This window comes from Streptomyces sp. NPDC058864 (assembly GCF_042742985.1).
Classification (GTDB): Bacteria; Actinomycetota; Actinomycetes; order Streptomycetales; family Streptomycetaceae; genus Actinacidiphila.
In genome coordinates, this window is record NZ_JBHYMQ010000058.1 from 1 (window position 1) to 23940 (window position 23940).

The following is a 23940-nucleotide window of genomic DNA, read 5'->3' on the forward strand; positions in this document are numbered from 1 at the left end:
ACGGGACGTCGGGCAGGGGCCGGATGTTGGTAGCGGGGGCGGGATTTGAACCACGCGACCTCTGGGTTATGAGCCCAGCGAGCTACCGAGCTGCTCCACCCCGCGTCGGTCCGTCCACCATACGTTCCTCGGGCCGACCGTGCAGGGATTTATCGCGAAGGCGCGCCGGTGACAGCATCCGGTCATCTGAAGCGGGCCACTGTCCGTCACCGAGCCGGGGCGCCGGTTGCCGGTTGCCGGTTGGGACGAACCACTCGTCGCCGCACCGGAGATGACGCGGCGCTCGTCGAAGGCGCTTACGACGCCGTTCGCGACAGGGGATCGCGTCTCACCTGCGGACGACCGGGTCACGCCCGGCGTGGTCAGCCGCGATGGGTTTCCAGCAGCCGCAGCCAGACTTCGCCGAGGGTGGGGAAGGCGGGGACCGCGTGCCAGAGCCGGTCGAGGGGCACCTCGCCGGCGACCGCGATGGTGGCCGAGTGCACCAGTTCCCCGACGCCGGGGCCGGCGAAGGTGACGCCCACCACCGTGTTGCGGTCGGTGTCGACGAGCATACGGGCGTGGCCGCGGTAGTCCTCGCCGTACTGGTGGGCACCGGCGACGTGCGCGAGGTCGTAGTCGACGACCTCGATGCGGCGCCCGCTGCCCTCGGCCTCGCGGCTGGTCAGACCGACGGAGGCGACCTCGGGGGTGGTGAAGACGACCTGGGGGACGGCCGCGTGGTCGGCGGTGGCGACATGCGTGCCCCAGGGGGCGTCGTCGACGGGTTCTTGCTTGGCGCGCGCGCCGATGACGCTGCCGGCGATCCGCGCCTGGTACTTGCCCTGATGCGTCATCAGAGCGCGGCGGTTGACGTCGCCCACGGCGTACAGCCAGCCGCCGTCGACGCCGGTGACACGGAAGGTGTCGTCGACGGTCAGCCAGTCGCCGGCGGTGAGACCGACGGTCTCCAGGCCGACGTCGCGGGTCTGCGGGGCGCGGCCGGTCGCCAGCAGGATCTCGTCCGCGGCGAGCTGCCCGCCGTCGGAGAGCGTCATCCGCACCTCGCCGCCTTCGCGGGCAAGGGAGGTGACGGTGGTGTCGAAGCGGATGTCGACGCCCGCTTCGCGCAGTCCGTCGGTGACCAGTTCGCCGGCGAAAGGCTCCATGCGCTGCAGGAGTCCGTTCTCGAGGACGAGCATGGTGACCTGGGAGCCGAGGGCCTGCCAGGCGGTGGCCATCTCGACGGCGACCACACCGCCTCCGACGACGGCGAGGCGGCCGGGCACCTTGTCGGCGCTGGTGGCCTCGCGGCTGGTCCAGGGGCGGACGGTGTCGAGTCCGGGGATGGGGGGCAGGGCGGCGCGGGTGCCGGTGGAGACGGCGACGGCGTGCCGCGCGGTCAGGGCGACGGTGCCGCCGTCAGGGGTCCGCACGGCGACCTGCTTGGGGCCGGTGAGGCGGCCGTGGCCGCGTACGAGGTCGACGGAGACCGAGTTCAGCCAGTCGACCTGGTCCTCGTCCTTCCAGTACGAGGACATCTTGTCGCGGTGTGCGAGGACCGCCTCGACGTCCAGCGGGCCGGCGACCGCCGGGTCGAGTCCGGGTATCCGGCTCGCGTCGGCACGTGCCACCACGGGTCGCAGCAGGGCCTTGCTGGGGTCGCAGGCCCAGAACGAGCACTCCCCGCCCAGGAGTTCGCGCTCCACGATCACGGTGGTGAGCCCTGCGGCGCGGGCCCGTTCGGCCACGTTCTCGCCGACCGGCCCCCCGCCGATGACGATCACGTCGTAGGTGCGGGTGGTCTCGTTCATCGCTGCTGTGTTCCTCACTGTTCGGTTCCTCATTGCTTGCGTGACATGGTCGGAGATTTCAGCGGGGGTGCCCTTTGCCGACTGCGATTGCCGTGACCCGCCGCCCTGGTGGCTGGGAGGGGTTGTCAGCGGCCGGGGAGGCGCTGCGAGACCTCCTGGAGCACCCAGCCGTTGCCGTCCGGGTCGCTGAAGGTGAGGAAGGAGCCGTAGGAGGCCCGCTCGGGATGCAGGCCGGCCAGCCGCTCCTGACCAGGGCTGCTGTGGGTGGCGTCGCCGTCCTCGTGGCTGTGGAAGAGGAGGCCGCCTGCGTCGTGGAAGATCTCGCTGACTTCGATGCCGCGTCCGGTGAGCTCCGCGTGGGCCTCCTCGATGTCGGAGACGATGAGATACAGGCCCTGGAGCGAGCCGGGTGCGATGGGGGTCATCCCCTCGCCGAAGATGATCGAGCACTCGGAGCCGGGCGGTGTGAGGTGGACGATCCGGAAGTCCTCGCTGGCCGTGTAGTCGACGTCCAGGCGGAATCCGGCCTTCTCGTAGAAGTCCTTGGCCCGGTCGATGTCGGAAACGGGCAGCACGATCATTTCGAGCTTCAGATTCATGGGGGTTTCCTTGCTTCTTTGACGCTGGCGTGCAATCCAGAGAAGCAGCCGGAAAGGCGTCCGGGAGCGGTGCAGCAGGCCCGCTTTGGACGTGGCCCGCTGGTCCAGGTACTGGCAGACCCCCTCAGCGCCGTAGCTCCGGGAGGTGCCCGGGCGACGGCAGTACCGTCGCGGGCACCTTGCGGCGCTGACTGCCGGACGGGGTCTGGTCGTGCTGCGGCCCGGACTCGGCCCACTTTCCGGATATTCCGGGCGCGCACGCCATTTGCGTCGCCGTGGATATCGAAAATATGCGGCCCTTGGACGTCATTCGCTGGATCACCGGCAGGAAACGCGATGGCTCTGATCCGCGTTATCAGGTCGACGGGCCGTGTAATTCCGATGCCCGCCTTGCCGAAATGACGCGTCGCGGGCTAACCTCAACTTATGGCCAAGGCGTCGTCCGCTTCGGGTGACAACAAGGAGCTGAGCGACTTTCTGCGTTCGCGCCGCGCCCGGGTGACTCCCGAACAGGCCGGGGTCACACCGGGAACAAGTCGCCGTGTTCCGGGACTGCGCCGCGAGGAGGTCGCCCTCTCGGCCGGACTGAGCGCGGACTACTACATCCGCCTGGAACGCGGGCGGGTGGCCAATGCCTCAGAAGCGGTCCTGGAGGCCGTGGCGCGCGCTCTGCGGCTGGACGATGTCGAGCGTGCGCATCTCTTCGCGCTGGCCAGACCACAGTCCGTGGCCTCGGTGAGCCGGCCCCTCCATCCGCGACGGGTGCGTCCGGGTGCGTACGCGCTGCTTGAGGTTCTTCGGGACACTCCCGCCATGATCCTGGACGGCCGGATGGACGTCCTCGCCCTCAATGCGATGGCGCGCGCGATATTCGCCGATTTCGAGAGCATGCCGATCTGTGAGCGCAATTTGGCGCGTTTTATGTTTCTCGACCCCGTGGCGCGTGAGCTATTTGTCGAGTGGGACATGGCCGCCCGCATGGTCGTCACAGGTTTGCACCTGTATGCCGGCCGGCGCCCGAACGATCCGCAACTGACCGAGCTGGTCGACGGACTGTCGGTGGCGGACGCGGACTTTCGCCGATGGTGGGCCGCGCACGATGTCGAGGCGTTTTCCCACGGCACAAGGCACTACCGGCATCCCGTTGTCGGCGAATTCACCCTGAACTACGAGACGCTCATATTTCCGGGCGACCCGGACCAGTGGCTGTTCGTGAGCACCGCCGAACCCGGCTCACCCTCCTTCGCCGCCTTGCGCGCCCTCGCCGGCCGGATCGACAACCCGGACACCTAGGTTCCGCCCGACGGATCCTGAGGTCGCAGGGTGCGGCGCATGCTCAGCTCCCTACCCGCTACGGGGCCGGGCCGCGGGTTTGTTCAGAGGTCGTCGGGGTCTTCTTCGCTTTGTAGGCGTGTGCCGATGTCGGTGGCCCATTGCAGCGCCCACGTCCTGAGGATGTCGATCTGTTCGACGTGCCAGCCACGCTCCGTGAGTCCGTCGCTCACGGCGCGGACGATCTCTTCTATGGGTGCCGGGTTTTCGGTGGCTACGTCGAGGTCCTGGGAGAGACGGTCGACCAGGCCGTGGGCTTGGACAGCGTACCCGCCGGTGATCACCAAGGGGTAGGGCGTTCCGATGTCCAGGACGTCGGCCAGGAGGCGCCGATGTGGTTCGGAGAGGTTCACGCGGCGGCGGTGGCCTTGCCCGTGGGAAGTTCGAGGAAGCGGTTCTCCCAGGCGTCGCGCAGGGGACGGCTGATCAGCGTCCGCAACACCGGCCACTGGGCGATGAGCAGGCCGCGGTCGAGGAACATGATCAGGTCCTGTCGCTGCCCCTCCGTGAGTACGGTGCGGTACAGGCTCATTCTGGAGCGGGGCTGGCCGAGCCCGTACGAACGCCGACCGGACCAGACGACGTGCAAGGGCAGATCCACTGTGCCGGCCGTCGGACCGGCGAGCTCATCCAATGACGTGGGAAGCCGCTGTGCGTACTGCTCGCGCAACATCTCGAATGGGCTCGGCGTGAAGGACGCGGACATGATTCTCAGCATCCTTCCTCCGGAAGCGCAGAGACCACACAACGGCGAGAAGGCCCGAACTGCGTTCTCGCCGTCACAGCCGTGGGCATCCGGGGCAGGTCCTCCGGCACGTGCCGCGCGAGGCTTGTGTCCGCACCGAGCACCGGCAGATCAGGCCCTTCACCCACGTGGCGGGGCCGCTGGGTGGGCGGGGGCGCGCGCTCTGCGTCCGAAGGGGGGAGGCGGCGGGGCGGCACGCGGTTTTGGCCAGCAACGTGGTCCTCTCCCGGGTCCAGCCACAAGTGTTGGTTACTTTCTGTAGCCTGATGCGGGATGGATCGTGGGGCTGCGGGGTACGAGGGGGTACGGCGGCATGGCGCGTACGTGGTTGTAGCGCCCCCGATTCTGCCGTGGTGGGGCGAGAGGCAACGCCGCTGAGCTCCGAGCTTCCGGATCGACAGGGCTTTGGGGAGGAGCCGGGGCATGGGGATGGCGCTGTTCATCGTGCCGGCCGTGGCCGGCGTCGGGCTGCTGGCGGTGGGCCTGGTTCGTGCCGGGAGGCGCGAGGCGGGGGCGGAGCGGGCCCGGCTGGTCGAGGACGCCAAGCGGCAGGCGCGCCGGACGTTGGACGCGGTCTGGAAGATGGGCGACCGCGAGTTCGAGGAGTACGTCGCTGAGCTGTGTCGCCGGGACGGGTGCACCGAGGTGAAGCGGGTCGGTGGTGCGGGTGATCTGGGTGCTGACGTCACAGGGCTGCTGCCGGACGGGCGTCGGTTCGTCGTCCAGTGCAAGCGGTACGCCAGGTCGCGCACGGTGGGCAGCCGCGATATCCAGACGTTCAACGGCACGGCTCGCGCCGAGCACGGCGCCGACGTGCCGGTCTTCGTCGCCTCGTGCGTGTTCACCAAGCCTGCCCGCGAGTTCGCCGGCCGGCACCGGCTGCACCTGATCGACATCGACCTGCTCGGGTTCTGGAACAACGGAACCCCGCTGACGGCGCTACTGGATCTGGACATCAGCCGCTCCGGCACCAACCGCAGGCTGTCCGCCGATCCTGACTGATCATCGCCCGCCGGTCGATGCCTGCGCGCCGGCCCGCACGCCGGCTGCTGCGCGCCGAGTTCAGGAGAGACGCGACCTCACCGCACAACGGACACGTCGAGGATCACCTCGACGCCCGCGGGCGAGGCCGTACGGGGCGGGCTGCCTTCCCGGCAGCAGGACTTCGCGGACCGGCCTCAGCGTGGGTGATGAGCTCGTGGCCCGGGCCTTCGGGCCAACCCACCTCCAACCGCGTCCGATGCCGCCTCGACTTAAACCGTTTCATTGATCTCTCGAATCTGTTCCATCAGTTCTGTCCGGCTCGTTGCCAGAGTGGTGCGATGGCCTCCAGAGTGTGATTGAAGCGTTTCAGTCCCCCTCGTGAGGAGCGCCTGTGCGTCAGCAGTTCGCCGCCGCGCTCGCTGCATCCGTCTTCGTCGTGGTGGCAACCGCGACGACGACGGCAGCGAGTCCACCCGCCGCCCCAGCCCCCGCACCCGCCGCAACGAGCGTCAGCCATCTGACGGTCAACGCCCTTGACGACCCGCCCGGTATCCCGCCCACGGCGCCCACCCTCGGCTGGCAGCTCGCCTCCGAGCGCCGTGGTGTCACGCAGCGGGCGTACGAGATACACGTCGCCTCTTCGAGCGACCGCCTCGACGACCCCGACGTCTGGGACAGCGGCAAGGTCTCCTCCGGTCAGTCGGTGGGCGTCCGCTACGGCGGCCCCGCGCTGCGGCCGCAGACCGACTACGTCTGGTCCGTCCGCGTGTGGGACGACCGGGGCGTCGCCTCCAAGTGGAGCGCGCCCGCCACGTTCGGCACCGCTCTCGGCGACCGGCCGTGGACCTCCTCGTGGATAGGTGCGGACACACCGGCGCTGGGTGCCAAGTGGACCGACTACACGATCAAGTTCACGGCCTCCGACATCAACGGGGCGCTCGGCGTCTACTTCCGCGGCCAGGACACCGAGAACGCCTACATGTGGCAGATCAGCGACGCCGAGGACGCGCTCCGCCCGCACGTCAAACGCAACAGCAACTACGCGGTCCTCAAGGCGACACCCTTCCCGGCCGGGTTCGACTTCGCCACCGCGCACGACTACGCGATCGCCGTCGACGGCGACACGATCACCACCACCGTGGACGGCAAGGAGCTGGACCGGCGCACCGATGCGACGTTCGCGGGCCCCGGCTCGATGGGCTTCCGCACCAGCGGCGCGGAGCGCGGTCTGGTCCGCGACGTCACGGTCACCGGCGCCGACGGCACCGTCCTGGTCGACACCGACTTCCCGGCGGGCGACCGCACCTTCGCGTCCGGCACGGTGACCGCCGACGGCCTGCGCGTCGACAGCGCGGGCGGCGAGGCATGGCTGCGCCGCGACGAACCCGTCCCGCTGCTGCGCAAGGAGTTCGACCTCGGCGGCAAGAAGGTAGCCCGGGCGCGCGTCTACGCCTCGGCACGCGGCGTGTACGAACTGCGCCTCAATGGTGCGCGGGTGGGCAACGCCGAACTCGCTCCCGGCTGGACGGCGTACGACAAGCGCATCGACTACCAGACCTACGACGTCACCCGGCAGGTCCGCGCCGGTGCCAACGTACTGGGCGCCGAGGTCGCACCGGGCTGGTACAGCGGCAAGGTCGCCATGTTCGGCACCGACGTCTACGGCAAGGACAACTCGGTGATCGCCGAGATGCTTGTCGATTTCACCGACGGCACCAGTACCACCGTCCGTACCGACGGCACCTGGACCACCGCCTCCGGTCCGACCCGCGAGGCCGACCTGCTCGACGGCGAGTCCTTCGACGCACGGGTGGCGAAGCAGGTCGCCGGCTGGGACAAGCCCGGCTTCGACGACGCGAACTGGGCCGCGGCGGACGTCCGCGACGAGCCGGTGAACGTACTCGAGCCGCAGACCGCCGTCGACGTACGGGTCACCCAGGAGCTCAGGACCGCGAAGCGGATCGCCTCGCCGACCGCCGGCACCTACCTCTACGACCTCGGCCAGAACATGGTCGGCCACGTACGCCTCACCCTCAAGGGCCAGCCGGGCCGGACGGTGACGATCCGGCACGGCGAGGTCCTCAACCCCGACGGCACGCTCTACACCGCGAACCTGCGCACCGCGAAAGCGACCGACCACTACACCTTCGCCGGCGACCAGCCGGAGACCTTCGAGCCGTCGTTCACCTTCCACGGCTTCCGATACGTCGAGATATCCGGCGTCGACGAGGCCCCCGCGGCCAAGGACCTGGTCGGTGTCGTCGTCGGCACCGACGGCGACCTCACCAGCAGCCTCGACACCAACTCCGCCCTGGTCGACCAGCTGCACAGCAACATCGTCTGGGGCATGCGCGGCAACTTCCTGTCGATCCCCACGGACACCCCGGCGCGCGACGAGCGGATGGGCTGGACCGGCGACATCGACGTCTTCGCCCGCACCGCCGTCTACAACATGGACGCGCAGTCCTTCCTGACCAAGTGGCTGCAGGACCTGAGGGACACCCAGCGGCCCAACGGCTCGCTGCCCGGCGTCGCCCCCGTCGTCCCCGGCCGCTTCGACGGCGGCTACGAGTCGGCCGGCTGGATGGATGCCGGCGTGCACGTGCCGTGGACGGTGTGGCAGGCGTACGGAGACACCGACGTCATCCGCGAGAACTACGACATGATGAAGAAGTACGTCGACTTCCTCGACGCCGATTCCACCGGCCACATCCGCTCCGCCGGCGGCTATCTCGACTGGCTCAACCTCGACGACGCGACCCCGGCCGACGTCCTCGACACCGCGTTCGTCGCCAAGAGCACCCGTGAGTTCGCGCAGATGGCGGCCGCCGTCGGCCGGGACGGCGACGCGACGGCGTACCAGCAGCGATACGAGGCGATCAGGTCGGCGTACCAGGCGGCGTTCATCGGCGCCGACGGCACGGTGAAGGGCGACAGCCAGACCTCGTACATCCTGACGCTGACCAACGACCTCGCCCCCGCCGACCGGCGCGACAAGGTCGTCGCCAACTTCGTCAAGACCCTCGAGCGCCGCGACTACCACCTGTCGACCGGCTTCCTCGGCGTCGACGGACTGCTGCCGGCCCTCACGCAGGCCGGCCGCTCCGACATCGCCTACCGGCTGCTGCAGCACACGGACTACCCGTCCTGGGGCTACGAGATCGGGAAGGGCGCGACCACGGTCTGGGAGCGGTGGAACTCCATCAACCCCGACGGCACCTTCAACGACGTGGGGATGAACTCGTTCAACCACTACGCGTACGGCGCGGTCGGCGAGTGGATGTACCGCACCATGGCAGGCGTCTCGGCGGCCGAGCCGGGCTACCACAAGGTGCTCATCGCCCCGGAGCCCGGTGAGGGCATCGACCACGTCGACTTCAGCCACCGGACGCCGTACGGCACGGTGCGCAGCGCGTGGGACACGACCTCCGGGTCGATGAAGCTCGACGTCACCGTGCCGGCGAACACCACCGCCGAAGTGCGCATCCCGGCGGCGAACCGCTGGGCGGTCACCGAGGGCGGTACGCCGGTCAGCGAGGTCGACGACGTGACGTTCGTCAAGGAGGCCGACGGGGACGTGGTGCTGGAGGTCGGCTCGGGGCACTATGCGTTCGCGGTCGACCCGGTGCTCGGGGATCTCGGGGCGGCCCGGGCGCAGGCGGCGTCGTTCTCCGACGATGTCGACGCGCTGCAGGTGCGCGGTCCCGGCAAGATCGCCAAGGGTCACCTGCAGGTGCGCACGGGGCTGATGCGGACGGAGCTCGCGGCTGCGTGGCGCCTGCAGAGCCAGGGCGCGGACGAGCGGCTGACCGCCGCCGCGGTGCACCGTGCGCTCGCCGGCGCGGCGGACCTCGACCGATGGACGCAGACGTACGCCGAACAGGGCGCGATCGACAAGACGGCCGCCGCGGCGCTGCGTGATGCGCTGAGCGGCATCGAGCGGACCCTCTCGCGGGCATCGTCGCGCCTGGTCGGCGCGGTGGCCACGCTGGACGTGCCGTCCGGCGAGATGCTCCCGGGCGATGTCGTCCGCGTGAAGGTTGCGTTGAAGAACACCGGCAGGCGGCCGCTGACCGGCGTCGATTCGTCTCTGCGGGCACCCAGCGGCTGGACTGTGAAGTCCGTGGGCCGGCACGCGTCCACCGCGGGCGCGGGCAGTACGCTCGAGCACGCCTACGACGTCACGGTCGCGACCGACGCGCAGGCGTCCTTGGCCGACCTCACCGGCTCGGTGTCCTACCAGTACGCGGGAGGAACGGCGACGCTACCGGTGTCGGCGGGCCTGCCCGTCGCCCCGGGCGTCGCCATCAAGGGGGTGTCCACCACGCCCGACCCGGCAGGTCCGGGGGAGGAGGCCACCGTCGCCGCCGTGCTGACCAACCGCACCGACGTGGTGCAGTCCGGCAAGCTCACGCTGGCCCTCCCCGACGGCTGGCCGACACCGAACCCGGTCGACTACCGGCTGGACCCGGGGGAGGAGACGACGGTCGAAGCCGTCGTCACGGTGCCGCTCACCGTCGTCCAGCAGAAGGCCACGGTCACCGTGGCGACCGGATCGACGACCGCGGAGCAGGCGACCGGCGCGATCGCGGTCTCGCTGCCCACCCCGCCCGCGAAGTCGAGCGACCACGTCGACCTCGGTGACGGTCCGTCGGAGTCCGCCCACCGCCTGACGGCGTCGGAGCACTCGGGGACGAACACCGAGGCTGGGCTGACCCGGCGCTACACCCACTCCTCCTACCCGGGCGGCTGGTTCGAGTTCGATGCCGCCGTACCCTCCAGCGGCCGTTTCGTGGTCCGCGTCGTCGAGACCTTCGACGGTGCGCGGCGCAAGACCTATGACGTCCAGGTCGACGGCAAGGTGGTGCACAGCGTCGACCTGAGGCGAAGCGAGGGCGGCCAGGGCACCATCACCCACCAGTTCGTGGTCGACCCGTCCGCCGGCACGTCGGACGGCACGGTGCGGCTCCGCTTCCAGGACACCGGCGCCGACTACGACCCCTCGATCGCCGATGTGTGGGTGGTGCCGGTCGACTGATCCCGCGGGCAGCACGTCGTGTGCCTGAGGACCCCTGTGACGGGGTTCTCAGGCACACGCCTCCCGGCGGGGGGGGCGATTTTCTCGGCCCCGTCGAAAGGGCTGCCTGAGGAGTTGGCCGGGCCGTGGCGGACCGCTGCCGAGCGGCGCAGTCACGAGACACACGAGAGGGGCTCAGGAAGGGGACTGCGCGGAAATGAGGATGTACGACCTGAAGGGCTCCCGCGACCTCGACTCGGTCGAGCCCATCTGCAGCCGGCACGTCTCCCGCGACGACGAGGACCTCGAGGCCGTTCTGCACGGCCTGCGCTCCGGGATCACGGAGTGCAGGCGGCGCACCGAGTTCATCCGCTCCCTGCCGATCTCCGAAGGCGGCGACGGAGGCCCGCGAACCGGTTCCGGGAAGGGCCTGATGTTTTACCCCGACCCGAAACCAGTACCGTCCTCGACACCGGCCTTCACCTGCACGGTTTCGGGTTTCGGGCCCGTTGCCCCTCCCCGCGGGCCCACCTCGACGAGCGGCCTGCGGCGAGACCTCGGACACTGAGATCATCACCACCGAGCAGTGATCACCTAGCTAGGGGCTGGGCATGGCCGCACCACGATCCGACAAGCGGCGCTCCTTGCTCCTGGCGATCGTCTCGGTGTGCGCCCTCGCTCTCGGAGGAGTACTGCTCGGGCTGACGCTGCACACTCAACGATCAGACTCACCCAGTGCTCCCGGAAGCACTCCCCGTACATCCCAGCCTTCGTCGCCCGATCAGACGCGTCCACCCTCCGCCGGCGCTCCCGGTGGTGGCGGCGGCGCTCCCCCCACATCGTCGCCGTCGTTCGCTCAGTCGGCGCCGCCCTCCGCCAGCGCTTCCGAAGGCGCTCCTCCTCTGCCCCTGCCGTCCGGGGCCTCGCCGCCGCGCACGATTGCCGCCAGCACTCCACCGCCGAACGCGAGCGATCAGAGCACAACCGCGGAGGTCTTCACGGCGGTGACAGGGGCGATCTCCGCACTGGGCGGCATGTGTGGCGGCGTAGCAGCGATCATGACCGCCCGGCGCTCTGCGCGCGCCAACGCGACAACTCCCCAGGCCGATGCCGACCGGCGGTCCACCTGACGGAACAGGTCCCAAAGCGCGGTGAACAGGCCGGGGCCTCCGGCCTGTCACCACGAAGCTCATGGGGGTGGCGGGACCATGCGTACCCGAACGACCACTCTGGCCCTCGCAGCCATCATCACGGCCATCCGGGCCCTCACGGCTGCGACGGCTCCGAGCCCGATCCAGCCGCCTGCAGGACTGCTCTGCCAACGCCCTCGACACCCCCGTCAAGGCCGGTGACAACGCCCGGGGAACCAACCGCCCTGCCTGGCGGCCTTCCGGGACTGGCAGCCGCGTTCACCGGGAGCCCTGGGAGCCCAGGGCTCCCGCGTGAGCGGTTGTGCGTGGCGTCAGCGTGCGAACTTCTCGATGGCCGCCGGGGTGACGGGGGTGAAGAAGTTGACGAGGTTGCCGTCGGGGTCGCGGAACAGGAGCGACCGGTTGCCCCAGGGCATCGTGGTCGGCTCGTTGACGAAGTCGTCCACGAAGTCGCTCAGGTTCCGGTGAACGCGGTCCACGTCGTCGACGAGGAACTCGGTGATCACGCTGTGGTTGTCCGCCGGGCGGGCAGAGCCCGCGGCGAACAGCGGGACGGTGCGGGTGCCGGCGATCGCGAGGGTGGCGCCCGCGGTCTTGAGTTCGGCGAAGTCCTCGGTGGCCCACGTCGCCCGTGCCCCTGTGGCTTGCTCGTAGAACTCGACGAGGCGCGTGACGTCGCTGGTGATGATGCGGATGGAGACGAACTCCATGGGGATCTCCTTGGCTGTGCTGAAGGGCGTGCACTGCGCAGGCTAGGAGAAATAGTGGACAGATTCGGTCCTGTATTCGCGTTAGGCTGTCAGCATGCCTCGCCCCACCGCTCGCGTGCTGACACTCCTGGAGCTGCTGCAGTCGGGCGGCACCCGGACGGCGGCCGAACTCGCCGACCGGCTCGGCGTCGAAGGGCGCACCGTGCGGCGGTATGTCGAGCAGCTGATCGACCTGGACGTGCCGGTGGAATCGGTGCGCGGCCGTTACGGCGGGTACCGACTGGCCCCCGGGTACCGCCTGCCACCGCTCATGCTCAGCGACGACGAGGCGCTGGCCGTGCTGCTCGGCCTGGTCGCGGGCCGCCGAACAGGGTTGACGACGACGGAGCGCACGGCGAACGAGACGGCCGCGGCGAAGATCCGGCGGGTGCTCCCCGGACACGTCGCCCGTCGGCTCGACCTCCTCCTGGACGCCCTCGCCTTCACGGATCAGCCCGGCGAGTTCGCCACTCCGGACGCCGAGGTCCTGCTCGCCATCGCCGATGCCGTGCGCCACCGCCGACCGCTGTCGATCCGCTACACCGACCGCGACGGCCGGCGCAGCGAACGCACGCTGCACGCGTACGGGATCGTCGCCCATTCGGGCCGGTGGTACGTCACGGGCCTGGACGCCCGGATCGGCGAGGACCGGACCTTCCGGCTCGACCGCATCGCGGACGCGAGGACCCTGCCCGGCTCTTTCGATGTGCCTGCGGGTCCCGAACCGGCACAGCGCGTGTTGTCGGGGTTCGCCACGGCCGAGTACCGGCATGAGGTGACCTTGCGGGTCCACGGGACAGTCGAGCAGATCCGCGCCCACCTTCCCGCCGGCGTCGCGAGTGTGGAGGAGCATGCGCCCGCGGCAGGCCAGGACGAGACAGCCGAGCGCTGGCTGCGCGTGGAACTGCGGGCGGAGCGGCTCGATTGGCTGCCTCCCGTACTCGCCTCACTCGACCGCCCGTTCGTCATCGAGCGCCCCGATGAACTGCGCGACCTCGTCATCGCGCTTGCCGATCGCCTTGCGTCCTACGCCCACCAAGCCGGCGACCCGAGGAACCTCTGAGGAGGTTGCCCGAACTGCGATGAGTTCCGGCACGATCGAGGGTCTTCAGAGACAACCACCTTGCCCGCCCGAATCTGGAGGCACCTTGAAGCTCTTGCTCACGTCAGGCGGCGTCACGAACCCGAGCATCCACTCGGCGCTCGTGCAGCTGCTCGGCAAGCCGATCGCCGAGTGCCACGCCCTCTGCGTCCCGACGGCCCAGTGGGGTCACCCGATGTGCGGTCCGGCATCGGTGCGGGGCTTCGTGGCCGCCGAGCCCAGGTGGCAGCACCTGTCAGGCCTGGGCTGGGCGTCGCTCGGTGTCCTGGAGCTCAGCGCACTGCCCACCATCGGAGCGGAGCGCTACGTCCCCTGGATCCGGGAGGCCGACGTGCTCCTGGTGGACGGCGGCGACGCGACGTACCTGTACCACTGGATGCGGGAGTCCGGGCTGGCCGATCTGCTGCCTTCGCTGCCCGACACGGTCTGGGTGGGAGTGAGTGCCGGAAGCATGGTGATGACGCCCCGGATCGGATCGTACTTCGTCGAGTGGCCGTCCGCGCCGGACGACCGCACGCTGGGGGTCGTCGACTTCTCGATCTTTCCGCACCTGGATGCCTTCCCGCACAACACCCTTGCCGACGCGGAGCGGTGGGCCGCCGACATCGGCGGCCCGGCCTACGCCATCGACGAGCAGACGGCCATCAAGGTCGTCGACGGCTCCGTCGAGGTGGTCTCCGAAGGGCAATGGAAGAAGTTCGGGGCGTAGCCACCCGGCGAGCTGCCGGTAGCGGAGGACGCCAAGACGTGATGCACGGCCGCCGGAGCGCAAGCCTGGCCCCCGCGAACCCATGTGGTCATGACACCAGTTGAGCGAAAATGGTTGGTCGGACGGGCCGGTGTCGGGCCCGTTCGCCGGGCGGCGGCGGTTCATGGTCGTGGGCGCGGGTGGCCTGGCTGCCGCGGCCGGTGGGGTGGGCATCTGGCGGCTCTTGGACAGCGGCGGGAGGCAGTGGCCGTGGAAGCATGGGTGGTCCAAGCCGCTGGACGGGTTGTATCCGTCGGCGCTGAACGCGCACGCCGGGGTCCTGTACGTGTCGGGTTTCGGCGGGGTGGCCGCGGTCGAGCAGTCCCGCGGCGGCGGGCGGTGGCAGGCGCTGTCGGGGCTTGACACAGCCAGTCCGTCCCGGCGTTCGGCGCCGGCGTCGTCTGTAGCACCGGGGTCCGCACGGGCGGGCGGACGGTGGTCAACGGCCTGGAGACGTCCTCGGGACGCGTGCTGTGGGAACGTGAACTCGACGGTCTGACCCTGTACGCCCCGGCGCCGGCCGGGGACGTCATGATCATGGTGACCGGAAAGCGTTCCGTGGCCTCGGAGACCGTCGTGCACGCGCTGGACGCCGGGTCGGGCAGGACCAGGTGGCGTACCGGGCTGCCCGGGATGACGTTGGGACCGTCGGTGCTGGTGACGGGAAACGGCCTGGTGTACCTGACCACCGGGGTGTTCAGTGAGGGGTCGATGGCGTGGGCGCTGGATCTGGCGACCGGCGTACTGCGCTGGAGGTTCCCTTCCGAAGGCTTCCTGGGAACCCCGGTTCTGGCCGGACGCGTGCTGCACGTCACCGCCGGCCCGAGCAGCGGTAGCGCCGACCAGGGGCACAACGCGCTCATCACGCTCGACGCCGTTTCGGGGAAGGCCGTGCGGCGGGTGGGAAATCTGCCGGTCGGAACCGAGTTGAGCATGCGCCGGGTAGGTGGAACGTTGTACACGGCGGTCCGCCGGTACGGGGACCAGTACCGCAGCACCCTCGTCGCCGTCGACGCCTCGACCGGCCGTGCGCGCTGGCAGGCGGACACCGACATCGACATGGTGAGGACCCCCCTCCTCGTCTTCGGCGACAGCGTCCTGGCCGGGGGAAAGAAGTTCCCCGAAGTGACCGGCTCCTACCTCGTCCAGGTCTTCGACGCCGCCACCGGCCGTCGCCGCTGGACCCGTGACATGGGAAACCAGGTCAGTTCACAGGGCCCCGTTCTGACCGGCGGCACGATCTGCGTGGCCACCCGCGCCACGAAGTACACCGACCGGGGCACGCTCACCTTCCTCGACCCCGCCTCCGGCACCATTCGCTGGCGCCACCTGCTCACCGCCAACGGCGAAGCCGTGGCCTGCCCGGTCGGCCGCACGCTCTACATCCTGGCCCGGCCGTTACCTGGCCCCGGCGGCCAGACACTGGAGGACCAGAACGGCGCCACGCTGTATGCGCTGCAGCGCGAGAACACCTGACAGCGCGCCCACAGCTACTGCGCCGGTCGGTGTGTCCAGGCCCGTGATCATCCACCTGGTCACAGACCTGCCCGCCCTGGTTGGGCCCGCGAAACCGTGCGGCCTGGCCCGGCATCCGGCGATGCACATCGAGGCCGGAGCCATGTGCGACACCACGAGGCGCGATCACCGGCCGGATGCCGGATTTCCCAACCAGGTACGTGTCGTAACCTCCGTCGACGCAACGCGTGTTGCGTCTTGGGCAGCCCGACGGCCAGACCGACATGGTGCTTGCCGCCCGGGCCGTGCACGGTCGACAGCACTGGGGTCCCTGCGGGCGGCCCGTCCATGGCCGCGGTCGGCCACCGCCGTCGGCCGGCCGAACTGCCTCGGCACCCGCAGCCGAGTCAGAATCAGGCGGAGCCTTTCCCATTACCGTCTGCTCATACAAACCGGCCGCAACATGTACTGGAGAGGTTCAGATGCTCTATCAGAGCCCTGCCGACTTCTGCGCCGAGTACGCGGGAGCGCACAACCGCGACAAAACCGATGGGTCCGGCGGCGTGACCAGACTGGAACGGGTGACCGTCGTCAGCGAGACCCCGCAGGCGGCGCGGATCGAGGCACTGTGGTTCTCATATGGCCACGAACCGGAATCCGGGTACTACGACGTTTTTGAGCGCACCGCATTCGTCCTGATCAAGCAGCACGACGGCTGGCGCCTCCACTCCGAGGAATTTCTCGGCTACGAGTGACACCTGATCGGCGTCTTGGAGGCTGTGTCACGTGGCAAGTTCCGCGAGCTTCTTCAGTGGCTCGGGACAGTGGCCATGGCCGGGCTTCAGCACTGCCGGTCGTTGCTGTCCACGTACGGGATCTTGAGGCCACGAGTAGCCCATGGCAGGCTCTTGCCGCATGATCGATGAATTCGCGAAGGCCACCCTGCACGGGCGGCTGCGGCGGGACCGCGAGGCGCTGCTCTGGAAGCTCGACGGCCTGTCCGAATACGATGCCCGCCGACCTTTGACAGTGACCGGGACCAACCTCCTCGGCCTGGTCAAACACGTGGCCAGCGTCGAGGCCAGGTACTTGGGCGAGGTCTTCGACAGGCCGTCCCCAGAACCGCTGTCCCGGTGGCAGGACCACGACGGCAGCGATCTGTGGGCGGCTGAGGACGAGACGCGCGATCAGATCATCGAGTCCTACCGGCGCACGTGGGAACACTCGGATGCGACGATCGACGAGCTTGCCCTCGATGCCCCGGGCCACGTGCCGTGGTGGCCGGAGCCTTTTCGCAACACGAACCTGTTCGCCATCCTGGTCCACGTCCTTGGCGAGACCAACCGGCATGCCGGGCACGCCGACATCCTGCGCGAAGGCGTGGACGGCCGAACCGGGATGCGGCCCGAACACGAGATGCAGATCGATGAGGACGCCCGCACCGCCTACTGCGCGAAGATCGAGCAGGCCGCCAGATCGGCCGCATCAGTCGAGGCATAGAAGGCTGCCCCCGCGTGACTTGTCGCTTGATGTTCGAGCGGCATGATGCCGGCCGTGAGTGCTGATCTGTCGAAGCGTCTGGTTCCTGATGAGCTCTGGAGGCTCGTCGCCCCGTTACTGCCGTCGCTCGCGGCTCGACCGCACGGTGGCGGGACCGCTCCGCGCGACCAGCGGGCCGTGTTCACCGCAGTGGTGTACGTGCTGACCAGCGGCTGTGCCTGGCGGCATCTGCCGCCGACGTTCGGCACGTCCTCCGCCACCGCGCATCGCCGCTTCATGGCACGGACCGAGGTCGGCCTGTGGCGTCGGCTGCATGGGGCGGTGCTGGACGAACTTGGGGTCCCGGGCGAAGTGGACTGGATCTCGGCGATCGTCGACGCTGCCTCCGATCGCGCCAAAAGGGGGGATCGCTGACAGGGCCGAACCCGGTCGATCGCGGCAAGAAGGGCAGCAAGCTGCACGTGCTGTCCGATGCTCAGGGCATCCCGGTCGCCGTCGCCGTGTCAGGTGCGAACATGCACGAAGTCTCGCCCTCAAGCCGCTCATCCTCGGTATCCCCGCAGTCCGGGCCCGCCGGGGACCACGGCGGCGCCAGCCCGTCAAACTGCGCGCGGACAAGGCGTACTTCTCCGCCGAACACCTCATCTGGCTGCACGAGCGTGGGCTCGTCGCGCGCATCGCGCGGCCGGGCATCGAGTCCGGCGAACGCCTCGGTCGGCACCGCTGGAAGATCGAGCGGTCGATCGCTTGGCCCTTCGGCTACCGCCGCCTGACCGTCCGATACGAGCGATAGGGCTCGCACTTCCTCGCCTTCCTCGGCCTGGCCGCTGCCCCTGCCCTGACCTGCTACAAGAAGCTCGCGAAACCTGCCACGTGCGACGTCCTCTTAGACCCTGCACCGCGCAGGCCGTCGTCACCGCCGTCACCGGCTGCCACTGTCTGGCGCAGCTCCCTTCTCCTGCCGGCACGTTCACCGCCCGGGACGGGTTCTTGTGGGAGACCCGGCACCGGTGAGCGGACGAGGAGCGGAGGAGGCGCCCCGGCCCGATCAGTCGAACTCTTCGACGTACTCCTCCGCCGGGCCCAGTTCGGGCTCGTCCCGGAGTTCCAGGGTGTCCCCGAGGCCCTCGAGTTCGAGGACGGTGACGGTGTTGACGCCCGCGTGCAGCAGCGGCGCCGGGCAGTACAGGGTGACCTGTGGGCCGATGTCCCAGTGGCGGCCGAGCAGGAAGCCGTTCACCCACACCAGTCCGTGCACCGACCCCGGCAGCGCCAGGAACGTGTCGGCGGGAGCGTCGGCGTGGAACTCGGCGACGGCGAACCCGGAATTTGTACCGGTGACCGGGCCGGCATCCGTACGGGTGACCGGGCCGGCGCCCGCGTCCAGCGCCGCCGACAGCTCCCGCTCGGACCACTCGGGCAGTGCCACCGGCGTGCTCTCCCAGCCCTGGACCATGCGCCGGTCGACCAGGACGGGACCGAGCAGGCCCTTCGGACGGCCCACGCCCGGACCGTAGTTGACTCTGCCGAGGCTCTCGACCAGGACGTCCAGTCGGACGGTCTCCCCGGTGCCGGTGATCCTCAGCCCGGAGGAGTCCGCGTCGGCAATGCCGAGGTAGACGCCGTCGGCGAAGACCAGGGCGCGGTCGCGGACGTCGGTGAAGACCAGCCGGTGTTCGCCGGTGGGGATGCGCGGGCGGGCGGTGCAGCGCACCAGGCCCGCGTCCAGGCCGAGTCGTTCGAAGGTGGCGGGCCGCGGCGCGGCCGAGGTCTCCACCGGTACGGCTCGGAGCGCGGCGTCGAGGCCGTCGAGCAGGCCGGCCCGGCGGACCAGCGCGACCCGGGACGGCGGGAGGACGGGAAGCCGCTCGGGGGAGCGCAGCGGCCCCGTCGCGCCCAGCACCTCGCGCATCGCGTGGAACTTCGGTGTGAAGCGGCCGTCCTCGGCGATCGGCGCGTCGGAGTCGTAACTGGTGACGATGGGCTCCAGGCGGCCCTCGGTCTCGTTGGCGCCGGCCCACAGACCGAAGTTGGTGCCGCCGTGCGCCATGTAGATGCTGACGCTGCCGTGGTCGTCGAGGATGCCGCTCAGGGTGTGGACGGCGCTGTCGACACTGCGGACGTGGTGCCGTTTGCCCCAGTGGTCGAACCAGCCGTTCCAGAACTCCGCGACGACGAAGGGCTCCTGTGGCCGGCGACCGGCCAGCAGCTCGCGGGCCGCCTTCGGCTTGGAGCCCAGGGTGGCGGCGGTGAGGGTGCCGGGCAGCGTGCCGCCGTCCAGCATCAGTTCGGTGGGGCCGTCGGCGGTGAACAGCAGTTCCGTGATGCCCCGTTCGGCGAGGGCCTGGCGGTTCCAGCGCAGGTAGGCGTGGTCGTCGCCGTAGGAGCCGAACTCGTTCTCCACCTGGACGGCGACGACCGGTCCGCCCTGGGACGCCTGCAACGCGGCCAGGCGGGGGATCAGTTCGCCGAACCAGTCGGCGACGGCGGAGGTGAACTCCGGGTCGGAGCTGCGGATCGCGAGGTCCCGTCCGGTCAGCCAGCTGGGCAGGCCGCCGTTGGACCACTCGGCGCAGATGTAGGGACCGGGCCGGACCACGACGTCCAGGCCTTCCTCTCCCACCGTGCGGATGAACCGCTCCAGGTCCCGCCAGCCGTCGAAGCGCGGCGCGCGGTCCTCCCGGGGCTGGTGGAAGTTCCAGGCGACATAGGTGTCGACGGTGTTCAGCCCGAGGTCGGCGATCCGGCGGACGCGGTCGCGCCAGAGATCGGGGTGGACCCGGAAGTAGTGCAGTGCCCCGGACAGGATGCGGTGGGGGATTCCGCCGCGGTACAGGCGCCCGTCTCGCCAGGAGAGCAGTGCGGGGGAGGCGGCCGTCGCCGCCGCGCCCGAAGGCGCGGGGAGGGCGGTCTCGGCGGCTTCGGCCGGGCGCCGCGGCGGGCCGATGTTCGTCGTGGGCGACTCGTTCACCAGGGGAGCGTATGTTATCGATGACATCAGTAACAAGCCTGCTAAGGTCCTCCGAACCGATCGGGGGAGGGAACACCATGAACGAGGACGCCTCGCGGCCGCGGCAGCCGAGCATGGCCGACGTGGCCAGGGTCGCCGGAGTCTCGGCCCAGACCGTCTCCCGCGTCCTGCGCGGCTCACCGAACGTCAACCCTGAGACGTCCCGGCGGGTCCTGGCCGCCGTGGAGCAGATCGGCTACCGCTTCAACAGCGCCGCGCGGACCCTGTCCTCGGGCCGCAGCCACACCATCGGCCTGGTCCTGCTGGCCTCCGGCGGGTACTACTCGCGCTCGGCGGTGACCGCCGGTGTGGAGTCGGCGGCCGGCGAGGCCGGGTACGCGGTGAGCATCGCGACGATCTCCGCTCTGGACGTGGGCCTGATGGAGCGCTCCCTGGCCAAGCTCGCCGACCAGAACGTCGACGGCTTCGTGATCGCGGTGCCGCTGATCTCGGTGACCCGCAAGATGGAGGAGATCACCCGGGACATCCCGACCGTCACCCTGGACGGGTCGCGGACCGCGGGCGCCCGGGTGCTCGGCATCGACCAGCGCGAGGCCGGCCGGATCGCCACCCGGCACCTCCTCGACCTGGGACACCGTCAGGTCTGGCACGTCTCCGGGCCGGACGAGTGGATCGAGGCCCGGCAGCGCCGGGAGGGCTGGCGGGAGTGCCTGGAGCAGGCCGGGATCGAGGCTCCGCCGCCGCTGGAGGGTGACTGGTCGCCCGTCTCCGGTTACCGGCAGGGGCAGATCATCGCCATGATCCCGGAGGTCACGGCGGTCTTCGTGGCCAGCGACGAGATGGCCTTCGGGGTGATCAAGGCGCTGCGCGAGCGGGGCCGTTCGGTGCCGGAGGACGTGTCCATCGTGAGCGTCGACGACATCGCCCTGGCCGCGTTCTGCGCGCCGCCGCTGACCGCCGTACGGCAGGACTTCTTCGGCTACGGCGCCGCGGCCGTACGGCTGTTGCTGGACGCGGAGGCGGACACGGGTCCGGAGGAGACCGTGGGTACCCCCACGCTCTCCGTACGGGCCTCCACGGCGCCGCCTCGCGCCGTGTGAGGGGCGCCCGCGGGGCGCTCAAGAGCCATGTTTTTGCCGTGAGCTGATCCGACGGCATCCAACCCCTTGCGCCCGTCATGTGATCGATGCCATGGTACCCAGCATGTTATCGGTGCCACCGTAACAACGCCGGGTCGTACGTCCACCGGATCCGGGGTGCGGTGGCGTGGTGCCCGCGACACGGAGGGGCCCCGGACGGGGTCCGTGACGGGCCCGCACTGCCGCTCAAGTCAGGTGGGCGTACGTCCATGGGAAGGACCCCCAAATGAGGAGATCGTTCGCCTTCGCCGGCACCACGGTCATGGCGCTCTCGCTGCTCGTCGGCTGCTCGTCCGCCGGTGACCCGGACTCCGGCTCGGGCAGGACGACCCTCAAGGTCGCCGCTCTCGAGGGCGGCTACGGCAAGGACATGTACAACCAGGTCATCGAGGCCTACGAGTCCTCGCACCCGGACGTCGACGTCCAGCTCCAGATCTCGAAGAGCATCGAGGACGAGATCACGCCGAACATGAAGGCCGGCAAGTACCCGGACGTCGTCGTGCTCGGCCAGGGCCGCAAGGCCGGTCTCACCGAGACCCTGATCAAGGACAAGGCGCTCGAGGACCTCACCCCGGTCCTGCACACCAAGGTCCCCGGCGGGGAGCAGACGGTGGGCGAGAAGCTGACCGACGGCATCGTCGGCAACCTCAACACCAACCCGTACGGCACGGACGAGACGTACCTGATGCCGATGTACTACTCCCCGACCGGCCTCTTCTACGACAAGGGCCTGTTCAAGGAGAAGGGCTGGGACGTCCCGGCCACCTGGGACGAGATGTTCGAGCTCGGCGACAAGGCGAAGAAGGAGGGCATCGCCCTCTTCACCTATCCGACCGCCGGCTACCTCGACTCGTACTTCTACGCCCTGCTCGCCGACGTCGGCGGGGAGCGGTTCTACCAGGACGTCATGACGTACAAGCAGGGCATCTGGAAGACGGCGGAGGCCAAGAAGGTCCTCGACATCACCACCAGGCTGCTCGGCTACGCCGGGAAGTCCACCGTCGGCTACGCCAACGAGCAGGACTTCACCAAGAACCAGCAGTCGATCCTCGACAACAAGGCGCTGTTCATGCCGAACGGCACCTGGATCACCGGCGAGATGGCCGACGCGCCCCGCTCGGACGGCTTCGAGTGGGGCCTGACCCCGCTGCCCTCGGTGAACGAGGGCGACACCCGCTACCTGACCACCTCGGTCGAGTCGGTCTGGGTGCCCAGTGCCGCCAAGAACAAGGACGGGGCGCAGGAGTTCATCGCCTTCCTGTACTCGGACGAGGCCGCGAAGATCTTCGCCAAGTCGAACGCGATCCAGCCCGTCAAGGGGCTCTCGGACAGCCTGACCGGTGAGAGCACCGAGTTCTACTCGCTCTACGACGACAAGTCGGTCTCCGCGCTGGTCGGCGGCTTCGCCTCGACGAACCCGGTCGAGGGTGTCGACATCAAGTCGACCCTGTTCGACACCGCCAACAGCATCATCAGCGGCGACACCACCGAGGCCAAGTGGCAGGCGGCGCTGGACGAGGCCAGCGAGAAGCTGCGCCAGGCGGGCAACTGACCGGCCCGGCGGCGGCGTGGTCCGGCCGGGCCGCCGCCGGAGCCTTCCCCATCCGGTGAACCTCCGGGTTCGCCAGCACCACTTCGTACGACCGGAGGACCGGCACGGTGACGACCCTCTCCACCCAACCCCAAGAACCGGCGGCACGCCCCGTGCGGAAGACCGGGACGACCTTCCGCCGCACCCGGCCGGGTGCCCCCGCCCGGCCCCGAAAGCGGGGCGACACCCGCTTCGTGCTGGCCTGCCTGCTTCCCGCGCTGGTCCTGTTCGCGGTCTTCATGGTCTACCCGACCGTGAACGTGTTCCGGATGTCGCTCTACACCTGGAGCGGCTTCTCCCCGGACATGAAGTTCGTGGGGCTGGACAACTTCCGCCATCTGCTGGACGACCGGCAGTTCGTACGGGCCTTCCAGAACACCGTCACCCTGCTGGTCGTGGTGACCCTGGTGACCATGGGCATGGCCCTGTTCCTCGCCGCGATCATGACCCGGCAGAAGCTGCGTGGCAGCAACCTCCTCCGGTTCGTCCTCTACGTCCCCAACATCCTTTCCGTGGTCGTGATCGCGGCGATCTTCTCCGCCGTCTACGACCAGAACAACGGCCTGCTGAACGGCACCCTGCGGGCGGTGTCCCTGGACACCTGGCAGCAGGTCTGGCTGGGCGACCAGAAGCTGGTGCTCTACTCGGTCGGGATGGCCATGGTCTGGCAGTCGCTGGGCTACTACATGGTCCTCTACATGTCGTCCATGGCGAGCATCCCCGAGGAGCTGTACGAGGCGAGCTCCATCGACGGGGCCTCCGCCGTACGGCAGTTCTTCTCCCTCACCCTGCCGCTGATCTGGCAGAACCTGCGGACCTCGCTGACCTTCTTCGTGATGAGCGCCGTCAACCTCAGCTTCGTGCTGGTCCGCGCGATGACCGGCGGCGGTCCGGACGGCTCCTCCGAGGTGCTGCTCAGCTACATGTACAAGCAGGCGTACACCAACTCGTCCTACGGCTACGGCATGGCCATCGGTGTCGTCGTCTTCGCGTTCTCGTTCCTCGTGTCGCTGCTGGTGAGCCGCGCGACGCGGCGCGAGCCCCTCCAGTTCTGAGGACGGACC

17 protein-coding genes, 1 tRNA gene and 3 pseudogenes are annotated in these 23940 nt (G+C 69.5%); 14 read left to right on the forward strand and 7 right to left on the reverse strand.

The genetic code is table 11. The features are described 5' to 3' along the window. Positions 1 to 27: 27 nt before the first annotated feature. The 3 genes from ACFW3D_RS31745 to ACFW3D_RS31755 all read right to left on the reverse strand — a co-directional run bounded on the left by ACFW3D_RS31745 (position 28) and on the right by ACFW3D_RS31755 (position 2392). A tRNA-Met gene (locus tag ACFW3D_RS31745) sits at positions 28 to 105 on the reverse strand. 257 nt (positions 106 to 362) lie between these two features. Continuing rightward, on the reverse strand, positions 363 to 1793 hold the full coding sequence (locus ACFW3D_RS31750; protein WP_500510040.1) for a dihydrolipoyl dehydrogenase family protein: 1431 nt from the start codon (positions 1791 to 1793) through the stop codon (positions 363 to 365). A gap of 125 nt (positions 1794 to 1918) precedes the next feature. Then, complete coding sequence (locus tag ACFW3D_RS31755; protein WP_500510042.1) at positions 1919 to 2392, reverse strand: VOC family protein; 474 nt, start codon at positions 2390 to 2392, stop codon at positions 1919 to 1921. 426 nt (positions 2393 to 2818) lie between these two features. On the opposite strand from ACFW3D_RS31755, the gene ACFW3D_RS31760 reads away from it, so the two are divergent. Next, a complete protein-coding gene (locus ACFW3D_RS31760) occupies positions 2819 to 3685 on the forward strand; it encodes a helix-turn-helix transcriptional regulator (RefSeq protein ID WP_500510045.1) in 867 nt (288 codons plus the stop codon). 164 nt (positions 3686 to 3849) lie between these two features. On the opposite strand, the pseudogene ACFW3D_RS31765 reads toward ACFW3D_RS31760, so the two are convergent. Next, positions 3850 to 4077, reverse strand: a pseudogene (locus ACFW3D_RS31765) (nucleotidyl transferase AbiEii/AbiGii toxin family protein); the annotation flags it as partial. Continuing rightward, positions 4074 to 4442 carry a hypothetical protein gene (locus tag ACFW3D_RS31770; protein WP_500510048.1) on the reverse strand — a complete coding sequence of 123 codons (369 nt, stop codon included), beginning with the start codon at positions 4440 to 4442 and terminating at the stop codon, positions 4074 to 4076. The pseudogene ACFW3D_RS31765 and the gene ACFW3D_RS31770, both read right to left, overlap by 4 nt. 450 nt (positions 4443 to 4892) lie before the next feature. On the opposite strand from ACFW3D_RS31770, the gene ACFW3D_RS31775 reads away from it, so the two are divergent. The 3 genes from ACFW3D_RS31775 (at position 4893) to ACFW3D_RS31785 (ending at position 11038) form a co-directional block, all read left to right on the forward strand. Next, entirely contained in the window at positions 4893 to 5471 is a 579-nt protein-coding gene (locus ACFW3D_RS31775) for a restriction endonuclease (RefSeq protein WP_500510051.1), read from the forward strand. Between the two features lie 373 nt (positions 5472 to 5844). Then, positions 5845 to 10491: a family 78 glycoside hydrolase catalytic domain gene (locus ACFW3D_RS31780; RefSeq protein WP_500510054.1), complete on the forward strand. Its 4647-nt coding sequence runs from the start codon at positions 5845 to 5847 to the stop codon at positions 10489 to 10491. Between the two features lie 196 nt (positions 10492 to 10687). Next, positions 10688 to 11038 carry a hypothetical protein gene (locus ACFW3D_RS31785; protein ID WP_500510056.1) on the forward strand — a complete coding sequence of 117 codons (351 nt, stop codon included), beginning with the start codon at positions 10688 to 10690 and terminating at the stop codon, positions 11036 to 11038. Between the two features lie 894 nt (positions 11039 to 11932). On the opposite strand, the gene ACFW3D_RS31790 is transcribed toward ACFW3D_RS31785, so the two are convergent. Next, positions 11933 to 12331: a VOC family protein gene (locus tag ACFW3D_RS31790; RefSeq protein WP_500510058.1), complete on the reverse strand. Its 399-nt coding sequence runs from the start codon at positions 12329 to 12331 to the stop codon at positions 11933 to 11935. Positions 12332 to 12425: 94 nt separating this feature from the next. Here ACFW3D_RS31790 and ACFW3D_RS31795 point away from each other — a divergent pair, with 94 nt between their 5' ends. The 7 genes and pseudogenes from ACFW3D_RS31795 to ACFW3D_RS31825 all read left to right on the forward strand — a co-directional run. Next, the gene (locus ACFW3D_RS31795; protein WP_500510060.1) at positions 12426 to 13433 is read left to right on the forward strand and encodes a helix-turn-helix transcriptional regulator; all 1008 of its coding nucleotides are present in this window, start codon (positions 12426 to 12428) and stop codon (positions 13431 to 13433) included. Between the two features lie 85 nt (positions 13434 to 13518). After that, a complete protein-coding gene (locus tag ACFW3D_RS31800) occupies positions 13519 to 14181 on the forward strand; it encodes a Type 1 glutamine amidotransferase-like domain-containing protein (protein ID WP_500510063.1) in 663 nt (220 codons plus the stop codon). A gap of 432 nt (positions 14182 to 14613) precedes the next feature. Further along, positions 14614 to 14772, forward strand: a pseudogene (locus ACFW3D_RS31805) (hypothetical protein); the annotation flags it as partial. Next, positions 14758 to 15696 carry a PQQ-binding-like beta-propeller repeat protein gene (locus tag ACFW3D_RS31810; protein WP_500510149.1) on the forward strand — a complete coding sequence of 313 codons (939 nt, stop codon included), beginning with the start codon at positions 14758 to 14760 and terminating at the stop codon, positions 15694 to 15696. The pseudogene ACFW3D_RS31805 and the gene ACFW3D_RS31810, both read left to right, overlap by 15 nt. Positions 15697 to 16157: 461 nt before the next feature. After that, positions 16158 to 16430: a hypothetical protein gene (locus tag ACFW3D_RS31815; RefSeq protein WP_500510066.1), complete on the forward strand. Its 273-nt coding sequence runs from the start codon at positions 16158 to 16160 to the stop codon at positions 16428 to 16430. A 160-nt stretch (positions 16431 to 16590) separates the two neighbouring features. Further along, the gene (locus ACFW3D_RS31820) at positions 16591 to 17175 is read left to right on the forward strand and encodes a DinB family protein (protein ID WP_500510068.1); all 585 of its coding nucleotides are present in this window, start codon (positions 16591 to 16593) and stop codon (positions 17173 to 17175) included. 54 nt (positions 17176 to 17229) lie between these two features. Continuing rightward, positions 17230 to 18049: pseudogene (locus ACFW3D_RS31825) on the forward strand (IS5 family transposase); the annotation flags it as partial. Positions 18050 to 18223: 174 nt separating this feature from the next. Here the strand turns inward: ACFW3D_RS31825 and ACFW3D_RS31830 are convergent. Further along, the gene (locus ACFW3D_RS31830; RefSeq protein ID WP_500510071.1) at positions 18224 to 20173 is read right to left on the reverse strand and encodes a glycoside hydrolase family 35 protein; all 1950 of its coding nucleotides are present in this window, start codon (positions 20171 to 20173) and stop codon (positions 18224 to 18226) included. Between the two features lie 50 nt (positions 20174 to 20223). Here ACFW3D_RS31830 and ACFW3D_RS31835 point away from each other — a divergent pair, with 50 nt between their 5' ends. The 3 genes from ACFW3D_RS31835 to ACFW3D_RS31845 all read left to right on the forward strand — a co-directional run bounded on the left by ACFW3D_RS31835 (position 20224) and on the right by ACFW3D_RS31845 (position 23931). Beyond that, positions 20224 to 21246, forward strand: coding sequence for a LacI family DNA-binding transcriptional regulator (locus tag ACFW3D_RS31835; RefSeq protein WP_500510074.1), 1023 nt, complete (start codon positions 20224 to 20226; stop codon positions 21244 to 21246). A 265-nt stretch (positions 21247 to 21511) separates the two neighbouring features. Continuing rightward, positions 21512 to 22837 carry a carbohydrate ABC transporter substrate-binding protein gene (locus ACFW3D_RS31840; protein ID WP_500510076.1) on the forward strand — a complete coding sequence of 442 codons (1326 nt, stop codon included), beginning with the start codon at positions 21512 to 21514 and terminating at the stop codon, positions 22835 to 22837. 107 nt (positions 22838 to 22944) lie between these two features. After that, entirely contained in the window at positions 22945 to 23931 is a 987-nt protein-coding gene (locus ACFW3D_RS31845; protein WP_500510079.1) for a carbohydrate ABC transporter permease, read from the forward strand. The last annotated feature ends 9 nt before the right edge of the window (positions 23932 to 23940 follow it).